The organism is Niveispirillum sp. FG156 (assembly GCF_057809555.1).
Genome location: NZ_JBMDKE010000037.1, coordinates 37,988 through 52,552 on the forward strand (window position 1 = coordinate 37,988; position 14,565 = coordinate 52,552).

At 64.0% G+C, this 14,565-nt stretch carries 12 protein-coding genes; 4 read left to right on the forward strand and 8 right to left on the reverse strand.

Features of this window, described 5'->3' with window-relative positions; translation table 11 throughout:
• Positions 1 to 3: 3 nt before the first annotated feature.
• From ACODSP_RS21345 to ACODSP_RS21375, 7 genes are all read right to left on the reverse strand, one after another.
• Positions 4 to 2,013, reverse strand: coding sequence for an early set domain-containing protein (locus tag ACODSP_RS21345; protein ID WP_488967561.1), 2,010 nt, complete (start codon positions 2,011 to 2,013; stop codon positions 4 to 6).
• A gap of 17 nt (positions 2,014 to 2,030) precedes the next feature.
• Entirely contained in the window at positions 2,031 to 3,263 is a 1,233-nt protein-coding gene (locus ACODSP_RS21350; protein ID WP_488967562.1) for an MFS transporter, read from the reverse strand.
• Positions 3,264 to 3,378: 115 nt separating this feature from the next.
• Positions 3,379 to 6,024 (reverse strand): TonB-dependent receptor, encoded by a 2,646-nt coding sequence (locus tag ACODSP_RS21355; RefSeq protein ID WP_488967563.1) that lies wholly within the window; start codon positions 6,022 to 6,024, stop codon positions 3,379 to 3,381.
• A gap of 289 nt (positions 6,025 to 6,313) precedes the next feature.
• A complete protein-coding gene (locus tag ACODSP_RS21360; protein ID WP_488967564.1) occupies positions 6,314 to 7,054 on the reverse strand; it encodes an SDR family NAD(P)-dependent oxidoreductase in 741 nt (246 codons plus the stop codon).
• Between the two features lie 21 nt (positions 7,055 to 7,075).
• Entirely contained in the window at positions 7,076 to 8,245 is a 1,170-nt protein-coding gene (locus ACODSP_RS21365) for a mandelate racemase/muconate lactonizing enzyme family protein (protein WP_488967565.1), read from the reverse strand.
• Between the two features lie 30 nt (positions 8,246 to 8,275).
• Positions 8,276 to 9,193, reverse strand: a complete 918-nt coding sequence (locus ACODSP_RS21370; RefSeq protein ID WP_488967566.1) for a dihydrodipicolinate synthase family protein — start codon at positions 9,191 to 9,193, stop codon at positions 8,276 to 8,278.
• A gap of 165 nt (positions 9,194 to 9,358) precedes the next feature.
• A complete protein-coding gene (locus ACODSP_RS21375; RefSeq protein WP_488967567.1) occupies positions 9,359 to 10,078 on the reverse strand; it encodes an IclR family transcriptional regulator in 720 nt (239 codons plus the stop codon).
• 175 nt (positions 10,079 to 10,253) lie between these two features.
• On the opposite strand from ACODSP_RS21375, the gene ACODSP_RS21380 reads away from it, so the two are divergent.
• From ACODSP_RS21380 to ACODSP_RS21390, 3 genes are read left to right on the forward strand one after another with little or no spacing between them, the layout of a single operon-like run.
• On the forward strand, positions 10,254 to 11,204 hold the full coding sequence (locus tag ACODSP_RS21380) for a 2-dehydro-3-deoxygalactonokinase (RefSeq protein WP_488967568.1): 951 nt from the start codon (positions 10,254 to 10,256) through the stop codon (positions 11,202 to 11,204).
• Complete coding sequence (locus ACODSP_RS21385) at positions 11,201 to 12,139, forward strand: 2-dehydro-3-deoxygalactonokinase (RefSeq protein WP_488967569.1); 939 nt, start codon at positions 11,201 to 11,203, stop codon at positions 12,137 to 12,139. Before ACODSP_RS21380 ends, ACODSP_RS21385 begins: the two co-directional genes overlap by 4 nt.
• Positions 12,136 to 12,783 carry a 2-dehydro-3-deoxy-6-phosphogalactonate aldolase gene (locus ACODSP_RS21390; RefSeq protein WP_488967570.1) on the forward strand — a complete coding sequence of 216 codons (648 nt, stop codon included), beginning with the start codon at positions 12,136 to 12,138 and terminating at the stop codon, positions 12,781 to 12,783. Before ACODSP_RS21385 ends, ACODSP_RS21390 begins: the two co-directional genes overlap by 4 nt.
• Positions 12,784 to 13,152: 369 nt before the next feature.
• Here ACODSP_RS21390 and ACODSP_RS21395 read toward each other — a convergent pair whose 3' ends face one another.
• Complete coding sequence (locus ACODSP_RS21395) at positions 13,153 to 14,034, reverse strand: helix-turn-helix transcriptional regulator (RefSeq protein WP_488967571.1); 882 nt, start codon at positions 14,032 to 14,034, stop codon at positions 13,153 to 13,155.
• A 108-nt stretch (positions 14,035 to 14,142) separates the two neighbouring features.
• Here ACODSP_RS21395 and ACODSP_RS21400 point away from each other — a divergent pair, with 108 nt between their 5' ends.
• Positions 14,143 to 14,565, forward strand: coding sequence for an HIRAN domain-containing protein (locus ACODSP_RS21400; protein ID WP_488967572.1), 423 nt, complete (start codon positions 14,143 to 14,145; stop codon positions 14,563 to 14,565).

The window sequence follows — 14,565 nt, forward strand, 5'->3', positions numbered from 1 at the left end:
CCGTCAGGGTTTGATGACGAAACCGGCGCCGTCGCGCGTGATCACCAGATTGTTGGCCCAGTAGCCATCGCCGTAATGCAGCGTCCCGGTCAGGGCGGCCAACGGGAGGGGTGCCGTGACGAAGCGCCCCTGATCCCACACCGCTTTCAGCGGCTCCCCGCCTTCCCGTTCCACCGACAGTTCGGCCAGTGCGAAGGGGGCAGCCCCCGGCGGGACGGTTACGGCAACGCGCACGGGGCGGTCAGCACTGGTTCCCGTCACCAGCACCCCCGTGGCGGCATCCAGCAGTTCCACCTTCGCCGTCTCATGGATCAGGCGGGCCAGGGTCACATTGTAGGCGGCATTGAAGGCCGTCCAGCCCTCCAGATGGCGCGACGCACCGGCTGGCCCCTGCTTGTACTGTTCGTCCGACGCGCTGGCATTGATGGTGCCGCGCGCTGTTTCCAGCCGGGCGCACAGATCTGCCGGATACCAAAGCGGCCAGCCGCGCTCCACGCCTGGATAATCGCGGGGGCCGTTATTGGCGGCATGTGCCGCCAGCGGATTACGCCCGAACATGGCATCCAGATGCGCGATGCCGATCTCGTGCAGACGCGGCCGCAGCGCCGGATCGGCGAATTCAGCCAGCATGCTGGCCACGCCCGGCATGCCCACGACATTGCCGACCTCGTTCCAGCCGTGGGGCTTGGCCGCCTTCTCCGGCTCCTTGGGCCGAACATTGTCCACCGAGTAGCGCGGGATGGTCCAGGCGCCGGCATCATAGCGACGGAAATCCCATTCATTGTCCGACCGCGCCACGGCCAGTGCGCCGTAGCGCTTCAGGAAGTTTTCCAGGCCCGGCGGCGCCTTGTCCGGATATTGGCTGGCCAGCAGATAGAGGCCGGTGACGACCATATGCTCGCTCATCCGCTGGCCCTTGGTCAGGGCCGGGTCGGAGAGGTCGAGATTGTTGATGATCCAGGCTGCCTGACGCGCGGCCGCGTCCAGGAACCGGTCGGCATCAGCCCGCCCCTCGCGTTTGGCCACCTCATACATCATCAGGTTGGGAGTAATGGCATAGCCCGGCGGGTTACGGCCCTTGAAGGCGGTGATCAGGTTGTCGATACCGAACAGCCCTACCTTCTCCCACTGGTCGAAGACGAATTCCTTCGTGCGGACCTGCAAGGAGACCGGGATCCATTGCGCATACTCGGGCAGACCGTAGAGGAAATAAGCCAGTTGCGCCACGGTCTGGGAATGCAGTTTCTCCCCGACGGGGTCGCCCGACGGATCATGGGAAACCGGGCGCATCAGATGGAAGCCCACCCCCCAATGCAGCATCTGCACCAGGTCCGGCACGGCCTTGCCGCCCACCGGCGGCTCAATCTCCGTGTAATAGCGGCGGACCACATCCAGCGCGCCCTCGTCACCCCTGTCACGCACCCAGCGGAAGCCGGGATCGAGGATTCGGGCCTTGTCGGCCTGATAGTCGATCTCCACGGGCGCCTGACGGAAATAGTCGGGATGGGCCAGCCAGAGCATGACCAGCGACGGCAGCTCGAACGTATAATAGGTGCCGTCGCGCCAGGGCTGCCCGCCATAGGCGGACGGATGCGTGCCGACCAGGGAACGGGCATCGACCATGAAGCGCAGGGCGGCGTTAAGCGACACGTCGATGGGCAGCGCACCTTGCACCTGGAACGCGTCCGAAGCAGCGCCATTCTCCAACCTGACGATATAGAGGGCTTTTGCGTCCGTGGGGCGGAAAGCGGTGAAGTCCCCCACCCCGCCCTTCAGCGCCCCTTCGAACAAGGTGGCACCGCCGGATGCCGGCTCCAGCTTGAAACGGGTGCCATCGCGAAAGCCGGGGGCGGAGAAGCGCTTGGGCCAGTCCAGGCCATAACCGGCCTGATTGACGAAGACCTTGGTGGTCACCACGGGCACCTCGGCCGCCCAGGACGACAGGGGCATCAGGGCGGTGGTCAGCAGCAGGGCAGCAGCGATCAGGCCCTTGCGGGCGGCGGCATGCATCAAGGTTTCTCTCCCGTTTCTCAATTTTGCTTCCCGGCCTTGCTGCGGCGCAGGGTCAGTACCAGCAGCAGGGCCAGCGGGTGCATCAGGCCCATGGCCAGGAACACCATTTCGTAGGAATAGCGGGTGACCAGATCGGCGATCAGCGGTTGGGACAGAATGCCCCCCACCCCGCTACCTGCCGCCACCAGCCCGAAGATCGTGGCCAAGCGCGGGCCGGAAAAGCGATCAACGATCAGGGTCGACAGGTTGATCAGCCATCCCATATGGCAGAAGGCGACAATGCCCCCGATCAGGAAGGTCAGCGGCAGGCTGGGCGTCGTGGCCAGCAGCAACCCAACCGGGGCAACCAGGGCGGCACCGGCCATGACCAGGATGCGGCTGTCCTGGGCGCCGCGCCCACCCCGGATCAGCCGGCCCGACAGATAACCACAGGCCACAGCGCCTAAGTCGGCCGCAAGATAGACGGTCCAGCCAGATTTCCCCACGCCCACCATGTCCAGGCCGCGCGCATCCATCAGGTATTTGGGGAACCAGAACAGGTAGAAATACCAGACAGGGTCGGTCAGCAGCCGCGCCACGACCAGCACCCAGACCGACCGTTCCGCCGCCACCCAGCGCCACAGGGCCAGTTCGCCGCGCCAGCCCAGCGAGGGCGTAGGCGCGGCAGGCCGGCGCTTGTAAAGCATAAGCCAGGGCACCAGCCAGAACAGCCCGGCCACACCGGTAATCAGAAAGGCCGAACGCCAGCCATAGGCTGTGCCCAGCCAGGTGATCAGCGGCGGGGCCAGCGTGGCGCCGACCATGGCGCCCGACGTATAGAGGCCGACGGCCAGCCCGCGCTCCTTCTCCTGGAACCATTCCGACACGGCCTTTGGGCCAGCGGTATAGTTCCCGGCTTCGCCCAGCCCCAGCAGGAAGCGCACTGCCCCCAACTCGCCCACGCCGCGCACCAGCCCCGTGGCCATGTTGGCCAGCGACCACCAGCCCAGGAACAGCGCCAGGCTCAGCCGTGCCCCCAGCCTGTCGGTGATGCGCCCGGAAACCAAGTAGGCCAGCGTGTAGGCAATGAGGAAGAGCTGCACGACCCCGGCATAGTCGGTGTCGGTCATGCCCAGCTCGTCCTGTATGGTCCGGGCCAGGATGGACAGCGTCTGCCGGTCGACATAATTCAACACCGTCGACAGGAACAGCAGCCCCAGGATCACCCAGCGGCGACGGGACGGGGTAGGGATCGTAGTTTCAGACGTCACGGGACGCAGGCTCCGAAAGACCAGTAGTCGGTATCTCGCACATCCGGGTCACTCCCCGCTCTTCCCCGGAAGGCCAACTTGACTTCCGGGGAAGAGCGGGGTCCCGTGATGCACGTCAGAACTTGCCGCGCAGCGCCACGCTGTAGGTGCGGCCGGACAAAGCGTAGAGCGCGGTGGCGTCGGGCACGCCGCCATATTTGCGCAAGCCTTCGTCCAGGAGGTTGGCCACCTGGGCATCCACGCTCCAATCCTCGGTCAGCTGGTAGCGGGTGGAGATGGACAGGTCACTGTAGCTGTCGAAGAACACGCCGTCACCGCCGCCGCCCACGCGATCCAGATACTTGTCGCGCCAGTTATAGGCCAGGCGGACGCCGAAATCGTCCTTCTCATAATAGAGGATCAGGTTGGTGTTCTGCTTCGACAGGCCCTCGATAGGCAGCTTCTTGCCCGTGCGCTTGTTCGTATAGGGCGTGTCGCTTTCGATATAGGCGTAGTTCACCATGATACCGAACCCGTCCAGCGGTTCCGGCAGGAAGGTGAAGGGCTGCTGGTACTGCAGCTCGATACCCTGGATGGTACCGCCGGAACCGTTATATTTGCGGGTGATGGCGAAGGGGGCGGTCTGGCCGGGCACCGGTTCGAACGTCACGCGGGTGGAGATGAAGGACTTCACCTTCTTGTAGAACAGGCCCGCCGACAGCAGCGATTCCGGCCCCAGATAATATTCCACCGAGGCGTCGACCTGATCGGCGCGGAACGGGTTCAGATTGGGATTGCCCGCCGAACCCGTGTTCACGGTGTAATTCAGTGCAAGGTTGGGCGACAGGTTGGAACTGCTGGGCCGCGACATCACCTTGGCGGCACCGACACGGGCCACCAACTTCTCCGACAGGTCGAATTTCAAGATCGCACTGGGCAGGATGTCGTCATAATCGACCTTGGTGTCCAGCGGCTGGTAGGTACCGTTCTGCGCCTGATAGACGCCGACGGCATTCAGCTTGGTCTTGGTGTAGCGGGCACCGATATTGCCGCTGAACGGCACGTCGCCCAGATCACCGGCCAGATCGATGCGGCCATAGGCGGCGTAGATATCCTCCGTGGTGGAGAAGCTGCCCAGGAAGTTCTTTTTGCTCACGTCGCAGGTGGGGATGAAGGCGGTGCAGGCATGCTCCGTCCCCGCCGCAAATGGAACGCCCAGCAGTACCGCGCGGGGAAAGGAACCCGACGCCCCCTTCAGCAGATCGGACAAGTCCGCCACCCGCGTCTCGCCCACGCGGCCAGCCGTAGGGATGACCGGGTTGATGGCCAATTGCGCGTCGTTGGTCCGCAGCTGGTAATCCAGGTTGGCATAGCGCGCACCGACCTTGAGCGCTGAAAGGATGCCAGCATCCAGCGTCCATTTCAGGTCGGCCTGGGCCGCCTTCTCCTTGGCGATGGTCGTCGTGTAGGTGTCGTAGACGTTGGAGAAGGCGAACAAAGCCGGATTGGTCAGGTCAAGCCCGACCGGCAGTGTCACATTCGCCGTATCCGTGTCGCGCAGGTCGAAGCCGATGGAGTAATTGCTCAGCGTGCGCACGCGTAGGAAGATCTGTTCGATATCCTGGCGGGCATAGGTGTAGCTGCCCTCCGCCGACACTTCGACAGTATCGCCCTTCCACTTGCCGCCGATGGTGCTGGTGGAGAAATCGCCGTCATTGGCGAAGCCCTCGAAATTGCCCTGCACCTGGGTGGACAGCGTACCAGCCATCAACGTCTCGGTCGGCGACATGGTGACCGAACTGTAGGCCGAACCGTTGCCCGACAGGGGGATGCCCAGCCAGACGCGATCACGGCTCACATCCTGGTTGGAATAGAGCGTTTCCGCCCAGAATTCCGTCACCTCCGTCGGCTTCCACTGCACCGACCCGTTGGCGCCCAGGCGCTTGCGCTCATCCGTCACCTTCTGGAAGCGCAGATCGGACAGGAAATAGGCGGGCGTGCCGTCGCCATTGGGATCGAATTTGATACCGGCTGGATTGTTGTTGAAGCTGGCCGTGAGGGGGACATAGCCGCTGAAGCTGAAGAAACTGTCCTCGCGGAAATTCCGGTCGGAATAGGAGGCGTTCAGCAGGATGCCCAGCGTATCGTCGTTCAAGGTGCGGGAGATCAGCGCCGACCCGCGGTAGGACATCTTCTCCGCACGGTCATTATAGATGCCCTCCAGCGAGGCGGCATTCAAATCACCACTGTCCAGCGGGCGGCGGGTGACGATGTTCACCGTGCCGCCGATGCCGCCCTCCTGCTGGTCGGCAGAGGGTTGCTTGGTCACGTCCAGCCGGGAGATCAGTTCCGACGGCAGCAAGGCCAGCAGGCTGTAGCTGCCGGTCTCCGTGCTGTCCAGGCCGTTGCCGCCGCGCCCGGCGGCATCCACGATGGAGCGGTTGTTCATCAAGATCAGGTTCTGGTTCAGGCCGCGGATGGAAACACTGGACCCCTCGCCGATGCCGCGCTTGATCTGCACACCGGAGACGCGCTGAAGCGATTCCGCGACATTGGTGTCGGGCAGCTTGCCGATATCCTCGGCCACGATGCTGTCCAGGAACTGGTCGGCATTGCGCTTGACATCCACGCCCTGGGCCAGGCCCCGGCGGAAGGAGGTCACCACGATCTCTTCCAATTGATCGGGCTCCGCCGGTGCGGTTTGCGCCGCCACCGTTGGCGCCATCGCGAGGGCTGTTGTCAGGGCGAACAGACTGATACCGATTCCAGACATATTTTTCATGATCGTTTCCCCTCCATTGGCCGCACCTTTGCGGGCGGCGCACGCCACGCCCTGAGGGTGGCTCCTTGTTGAGTTCAACATGTGTCATTAATAGCAACGCGTCAACAGGCTTTTCGCTGTTATAGCAACATTTTTGACGCGCATGATGATTGGAAGGATTGCTGCGCCTTTCGCGCAGCAGGTCAGGCATAAGCACAACCAGAACCGGGGATGCGCCTGCCATCAGCCCCGATAGACCTCGTTACAAGGGAGGTATATCCGGAACATTTAATTGCTATATGTGATACATTTAACGGCGTGTAATCAAAGCGCCGCCATCCACGGGAAACACCTGACCGGTGACCCAGGATGCCTGGTCCGACACCAAGAACAGCAACATGTTCGCCACGTCATCAGCTTCGCCCAGCCGGCCCAGCGGATGGCGCAGGATATTGGCGGCGCGGGCCGCGTCCGGGTCGGGTGCCCGGTCGAAGGACAGGCGTAGCATGGGCGTGTCGATGGAGGCCGGGGCCACGCCATTGACGCGGATATTGTCCGGTGCCAGTTCCAGGGCCAGCGTGCGCAGGAACGTCTCCAGCCCGCCCTTCGATGCCGCATAGGCGGCAAGGCCCGGCGTGCCCCGGCTGGCATTGATGGAGGAAACGAAGGCGAAGTTGCCCCGCCGGCCTGCCCGCATGGCCGGCGCAAAAGCCTGGACCAGCCGCAGCGCGCCGCAGACATTCACGTCATAGAGCCGCAGGAAGGCGGCAGGCGAAGAAGACAGCGTATCGGCATGTTCGATGATGGCGGCGGCATGCACGACAATGGTCGGCACACCCAGTTCCACCCGCACCCGTTCCGCCGCCTCGGCCACCGATGTGTCGTCGGCCAGATCGCAGGCAAGGCGCAGGTCGCCATCGGTCGGCACCGTCAGGTCCAGGGCCGCAACCCTTGCCCCCTGGTCGGCGAACAGGTGGCAGGCCGCCGCCCCGATGCCGCCGGCGGCCCCGCTGATCACCGCGATCTCCCCCGACAGCCGTTTGCCCGTCATTTGTTTCCTCCTCGGAAATACTTACACTTTCACCGCGTAGCGCCATAGTTCGTCACTCGGCTCCACACCCAGGCCCGGCCCCTGTGGCAGGTCGAAGGCACCGGCCCCACAGGCGGGCTGGCCCGTGACAAAACGGGCATTCCGGTCGTAAATCGAATGCTGATACTCATGAAACGGCAGTTCCAGGATGGCGGCCGAGGCCTGCAGGCTGGCCGCCATGAAGATGCCAACACCGATGGTGGCGTGCGGCATGGTACGGACATGAAAGGCTTGGGCCATCTGGGCCATGCGCACGAACTGCGTGACGCCGGTATGGCCCATCTCCGGCTGGATGATGGACACGGCGCGGGCCGACAGACGCGGCAATGCGTCGTAAACGGTGCGCCACTCCTCCCCCGCCGCCACGGGCACGGCGACCTGGGCAGCGACTGTGGCCAGACCCGCCACATCTTCCGACCGGCACGGTGCCTCTGCAAAGCCCAAGTCATAGCGTTCCAGCCGGCGGATCAGCGATGCAGCCTCGCCAGCCGTAAACATCCAGTGGAAATCGATGAATAGTTTCACCGCCGGCCCCAGCGCCCCGCGCAACGCCGCCAGTTCCGCCTCGATCCCGTCACCGCTGACGGCAGCCGCGATCTTGATGGCATTGAACCCCTGCGCCACGAATTGCTGCGCCAGTTCCACCTTCTCCGCGATGGTGGCGCGCGGCAGGCCCGAGACATAGGCGGGGATCGACGACCGCCGCTCCCCGCCCAGCAGCTTGCGTAGCGGCAGCCCCATCAGCTTGCCGCACAGGTCCCAGAGCGCGATATCCACGGCGGCCAGGGCATCCAGCCAGAACCCGCCCTGGTAGCCGCGCACCCGCAACATGTCGTAGAGATCTTCCCAGATCACCTGCACGTCGCGGGGATCACGGCCGCGCAGCAGCGGCTCGATCAAATCCTCCACCAGGGCGCCAATGACCTTGGGTGCCGTCAGCCCATAGGTCTCGCCCCAGCCCACCGCACCCGACGCGGTGGTGACCTTGACCAGAACCGAACGGTCCTGGGTGGGATAGATGGTGCGGTTGGCCTTGCGGACCAGATACCCGCGCTCATTCACCACCTCCCCCGGCTTCAGCGGCCCCAGATAGGGCGTATCGCGCGGAATGGTGACGATGAAGGTCTCGATCCTATCGATCATATCTGACATGGCGTTGCTCCCTGAAGCATGGGCACTATGTCAGACCGCAGACGGATGCGTCAGCGGCCCCGTGAGGTCCTCCAACGGCATCAGCATCAGGGTCAACTCGCGCTGGTCCATCACATCGAAGGCCGGCCCCGGCGCACGGACGAAGGCGCTGGCGATCAGACGGCGGCGGCGCAGCACCTCCTTGGTAAGGCGCCAGCGGAAGATCGCCTGCATGGACAGCACGGGCAGCATACGCTCGAACAGGGCGCGTACCGTCGTCTGGTCGCCCGCGCGATGGGCGGCGAACATGGCGGCATGCACTTCCGACAATTCACAGGCCGGCATGGTGCCCGTGGCACCGCGTGCCAGCTCATCGGTGATGTAGCGACCGCCGGCCCCGCCGAACACCCCGTCCAGCGCGCCATTGGCGCCATTCAGAAGGGCGGTGATCCGCTGCCCGCAGGGCATGTTCTCCTCCTTCACGTAACGGATGGCCGGGACCGCCGCGACCAGCCGCAGGATGGCATCGGGCGACAGGCCCAAACCCATGGGCTTGGGCGCGTTCTGCAACATGATGGGCGTGCTGGCAACCTCGCCCAGATGCCGGTAGAAGGCGATAAGCCCAGCCTCGTCTCCCTCCAGCCGATGCGGCGTCACCACCATCAGCGCCGCGGCACCGGCCTTGTGCGCGGCCTGCGCCAGAGCGGCACTTTCCGCATCGCTGCGCCCGCCGGCCCCGGCCACGAAGGCGACACGCCCCCGCGTCAGGTCGCCCACCATGGCGATCAGGTCCAGCCGCTCCTCCAGAGTCAACTCGTCATATTCGCTTGCCAGACCCGGAAACACGCAGCCATCGGCCCCGCTGGCGATCACATATTCGACGACGTGGGCGAACCCTTCCCTGTCCACGCGGCCATTGGCGTCGAAAATGGTGGGCAGCACCGGAAACACCCCGGCGATCCTGGTCATCGCATTTCCCCTGATTGTTCTTTGAATTCCATCACGCCAGCCCGTTCGGTCAGCGTGGACTATCTAAATCATTTTGATGCTTAGTTAGCAACATAAAAATTTGGACGCAGAAAGACCATATCCGGCAGCGACCGCCGGATTAGGCAAACTGGCAATGGACCTGTTTCAATCCTTGATCGCCTGCGCCGCGTCGCGCAGGGCTTCCACGATGGGCGATGTGGATTGCTCCGGAATCCAGCCCGACACGCCGACCGCCGCATAGCCGGAGGCCACATGCACTGCCACCGTATGCTTTTCCTGGTCGGGACTGACGGCGACACGGGCATAGCCTTGCCGCCGCGTGACGGCCAGTGCGGCCAAAAGGTCGGGCAAGCCGCCGGGGAAGGAGGGGATATCCTTTCCCTCGTACAGTTCGGCCAGATGCTCATCCTCATGCTGGGCCAGCAGCGCCATGCCGATGCCGCTGGAACTGGCCGGCAACAGACCAATGCGGCCTAGCCCCTGGGCCGTCTCCACGTTGGGCGGAGCGTGGAACAGGTAGGAGACGCTGTCATTCCACAGCACCCCCAGCGCTACCGTATGCCCGAAGCGGCGCAGTTTCTCCAATACCGGCAAGGCGTTGCGGATCAGGCCCGACGCGAACAGGCTTTGCGCCGCCAGCACATGCATGCCGGGACCAGAGGTGTATTTCCGGTTCGCCGTCTGCCGCGCGATGCCCAGATAGGCCAGCGTCTTCAGCAAGCGGTTCACCCGCGTGGCATCGAACCCCAGTTGCCGCGCCAGTTCGCGGTTGCCCACCGGTTCCGGCGACACGGCCAGCGCCTGCAAGGTGGCGATCCCGTCGATCAGGCTCTGGTTGGGCTGGGCGTTAGGCTTGATCTTCATGGGGCAGCACCGGCAGGCAAAGGGAGTTTCCGAATATATTGACGGCGGGGGCCAAGTCCACGCCGCTGCACAGGCCCTTCGGAGGAGCTGTGCAGCGGCAGGAAGGAATCGTCCTTGCTCGTCAGGATTTTTGTCGCTAAATGTGTAACAAATTTCACGCCAGTTGGGGAGAGAAATGATGACGGCACCCGTGTTCATCGCCGGGGAATGGGGTTCTGTGTCCATGCGCCTGCTTTTATGCCGGCGAACGGCGACCGGACCGGAGATCATCGACAGCCTTTCCGGGCGCGGCGTGCGTCAGTGCCAGGATATGGAAGAAGAATTCTTCACCGTCACCGCCCCCTGGATCGCCCGGCATGGCCCCATGCCGGTGATCCTGGCGGGGATGATCGGGTCCGAGTTGGGTTGGCGCTCCTGCACCTACGCCCCCTGTCCCGCCGGTGCCACCGACCTATCGCAGTGCCTGACGCGTTTTTCCGCACGCGGGCTGGACATCGCCATCGCGCCCGGCCTTACCTGCACGAACATCTTCGGCCAGCCCGACGTGATGCGCGGGGAGGAGATGCAGCTTTTCGGCTGGCTGGGCGCCACCCCGCGCCAGACAGATGAGCGCCACCTGCTTTGCCTGACCGGCCCGCATCCCAAATGGACGGCGACGCGGGGCGACCGGGTCGAAAGCTTCTTCACCAGCATGCAGGGCGAGCTGTTCGACCTTCTGCTGGGCCACAGCCTGCTGGGCCGCGGCATGGTGCTGGACACTGATCGGCAGGCGGTGACCGATATGGCGGAGTTCCGGCGGGGTGTGGCATTGTTGGCCGGTGATCGCCGCCTATCCGTCGGCCACGCTCTGTTCGCGGCGCGCGCGCGGCTGGTGACAGGCGGGCTGGCGGCCGACGCCGCCTCTTCCTTCCTGGCCGGTATCATGGTGGGCGGCGATGCCCGCGACGCGCTGCTGGCCCATCAGGGGCGCGGGCTGCTGGAAACGCCGGTCGTGCTGGCCGGGGGGGAGCACTATTGCCGCCTCTATGCCGAAGCCCTGTCCGTGCTGGAGGTACCGGTAGAGACCGCCGCCGGGCACGACACGGTGCTGCGTGGCCTGACCGACTGCTTGTTCGGAGTACGATGACCATGCCGGCAAGCTTCATCGCCGGCGATTGGGGCACCAGCAACCTGCGCCTGTTCCTCTGCCATGACGGGCGGGTGGCCGACCGGCTGTCCGGCCCCGGCATCGCCGCCGTGCCCGGTGCGGCGGAGGTCACGATGATGGCGCTGATTGCCGGCTGGAAGGCGATGTATGGGAAGCTGCCGATATTTCTCTGCGGCATGGTCGGGTCCAGCCTGGGCTGGGTGGAGGCACCCTACATCCCCTGCCCGGTCGGCCTGTCGGCGCTACGGGACGGGTTGCAGTGCTTCAGGGCGGGCGGGCATGCGGTGACCATCGCGCCCGGCCTTTCCTGCACCAACCCCTTGGGCGCACCAGACATCATGCGGGGGGAGGAGACGCAGATCATGGGCGCCCTGGCCACGTGGCCCGCCCTGTCGCAGGGACGGCAGATACTCTGCCTTCCCGGCACCCACAGCAAATGGGTCCTGTTGAATAATGGCCGTGTGGAGCATTTCCAGACGGCCATGACAGGCGAGCTGTTCGCGCTGCTGCGCCGGCACAGCATCCTGGGTCGCGGCACGGAGGATATGGAGCCCCGCGCCGGACCTGCCTTTCAGGCTGGGCTGATGCGTGGGCTGGAGGAACATGGCGCCACCCTGCCGCACCTCCTGTTCGAGGCGCGCAGCCGGCAATTATGCTCCGGCCTGAGTCCGGATTGGGCCCTGTCCTTCCTGTCTGGCCTGCTGATCGGCCAGGATTGTGCCGGCACAATGTCGCGCTACCGGCCCGGATCGGGCCAACCCGTCACCATCATCGCGGCCCCGGAACTGGGCCGCCGCTATACCGACGCCCTGACCCATCTGGGCCTGACCAGCCGATTGCTAGCCGGCGACGACCAATCCCTAGCCGGTCTGTTCGCGCTGGCCGGCCAAAGCTTAAAGGAACCCTTGTCATGATCCTGCCCGATCCCCCGCTTGTCGCTATCCTGCGCGGCATCACCCCGCCGGAGACAGAAGCTGTGGGCGATGCCCTGTCGTCCGCCGGCTTTCGTATGATCGAAGTGCCGTTGAATTCCCCCGACGCGCTGACCAGCATCGCCATGCTCGCCCGCCGGCTGGGCGATACCTGCCTGATCGGGGCCGGCACGGTGCTGACGCCGGCGGCGGTGGAGGAGGTGGCGCGGGCTGGCGGCCGTCTGATCGTCACGCCAAACAGCGACGCCGCCGTAATCGGTCGCGCCATCGCGCTGGGCATGGCGGTGATGCCGGGGTTCGCCACGGCGACGGAGGCATTTCAGGCCATCAACGCCGGGGCACGGCACCTGAAGCTTTTCCCCGCCGCTACCTATGGTACCTCCCATCTCAAAGCCCTGAAGGCCGTGATGCCGACCGATGTCAGGCTTTATGCCGTCGGTGGGATCGGTGGAACCGAAATGGCCGCCTGGCGTATCGCCGGCGCGCAAGGTTTCGGCATCGGCAGTGAACTATATCGACCTAGTATGTCCGCAGAACAGGTCAGGGCACAGGCGGACAGCTTTATGGGCTTCTGGCAGCACTTCCACGGGAATGATTCAGGTTGTGGTAACGATTTAACTATTTGAGTCATGCCATCGGCATAAATGACTGACCGTTGATGTCACTACCGAGACTTCATCGTAGCGCGGATTAGCGAAGCGTAATCCGCGGAGCGACGCCAGGGAAGCCCGCGGATTACGGCTGCGCCTAATCCGCACTACGTAGCCACCCCAGACCATCAGTCATGATTTTGTGCCCCTGGTATAATACGACCAGCTGATCGACAGCAGCGCGCATTGACGGACAACCGACAAGCTGGGTGGCAGCTTCACCGATGAACCGGCACCGGCCAGCAGCTTTTACCACATTGTCTGCACGGTGGCAGGACTTGACCAATGGCATGCCTGTCTTTCCACAGCTGTTAAATTGGCAACACCATCATAGACTTGGCATCATTACAACCGGATGCGTTGCCTGATCTCGATATGCTGCTTTTCCGGGGATCGGTGGTCGGGATCGATATCCAGGCCCAGACGGCGTTCCGCATAATAGAGCAAGGCCTCACGCACCGTCAGGCGCAGAACACCCTCCTCCATGCCGTAATCGCGTTCGATGGCTGCGCGTTGCGGCGGTGACAAACCGCGATGGGGCGTAATCTCCAGCACAACCAACTGTTGCCATTGCGTATCCAGGGCGGGATCAGCTTCCGCCCTGGCCTGATCCGTCACGCACAGGATGCGGCCCAGCACGAAATCCTTGAAGGCACCGTCACGGCGGCACCAGGATCGGGCGTGCCAGCGGAACCCATCAAAGGCCAGGCCGTGCGGCTCAATCCAGCGCTCTGTCGGTGTGGCTGAAGTCATGGACTGATAGCGGACGGCCAGGGCTTGCCGATGCCGGATCGCCGTGACGATGATGCGCAAGGTTTCCGGCGGCACCGCCCGTCGCGGGCTGGGCACTGTCGAAAAGGGCGGCAGGTCAGTCTGGGACAGGCCCGCATCGGCGACAATCCCATCGGCGGCCAGCCGCAACCAGGCCAGATAGCGGTCACTGTCGGGCAACAGCACCACAGGCTTGAAACCGGGTGCCGCCCGGTAACATTTCCCGCTCTTGTCGTATTGTATGTTGTCCGGTGCCATCGTCTGATACCGGGTCAGGTCGCCTGACGCCTGATTGATGGAAATGTCGAACCGTTCCATCAGGTCGGACCGGTTCACCGTTCCGCCCCAGTACAGTCGGAATTCGATGAATTCAAGACGATGTCGAACCCCCCAACGCAGCCCAGACGATTCTTCCTGCCCACTCAATTGAATCTCCATTGACTCTGCGTCCGACATAAACCACCATGGGATGCAATCAAAAACTAGATGGGATTGATTTATGGATGGGTTGCTTTCACAGACCCATCAGTTTCCAATACCCGTCTGATTTCAGGATGGACGATCATGCTGCCGCAAGTATCCACGCCGATCAAGCGCCGTGGTCTTCTGGCCGGGCTTGCCGGGATCATCGGCGGCCTGACGCAGGCGCGCGCCACCGCGACGACAGTGGCCGGCGCGCCGCCGGCCCCCATCCTGCTGCTGGAAAGCCATGTCGCGGGGACCGCCTATTATGATGCAACCCGGCTGCTGACCACCCTGGCCCCAGGGCAGGTTCTGACCCTACGGCGACAGCCCGGCAACGAATATGACAACCTCGCCATTGAGGTGCTGGTGCCCGAAGCCGGAAAGCTGGGCTATATTCCCCGCATCCACAACCAGCCCCTGGCCGGGTTGATGGATGCCGGCAAAATCCTGCACGCACAGGTGTCGCGCCTTTCTCCTGGAACCTGGGAAAAGCTGCGGCTGAATGTCTGGATGGTGGGGTGA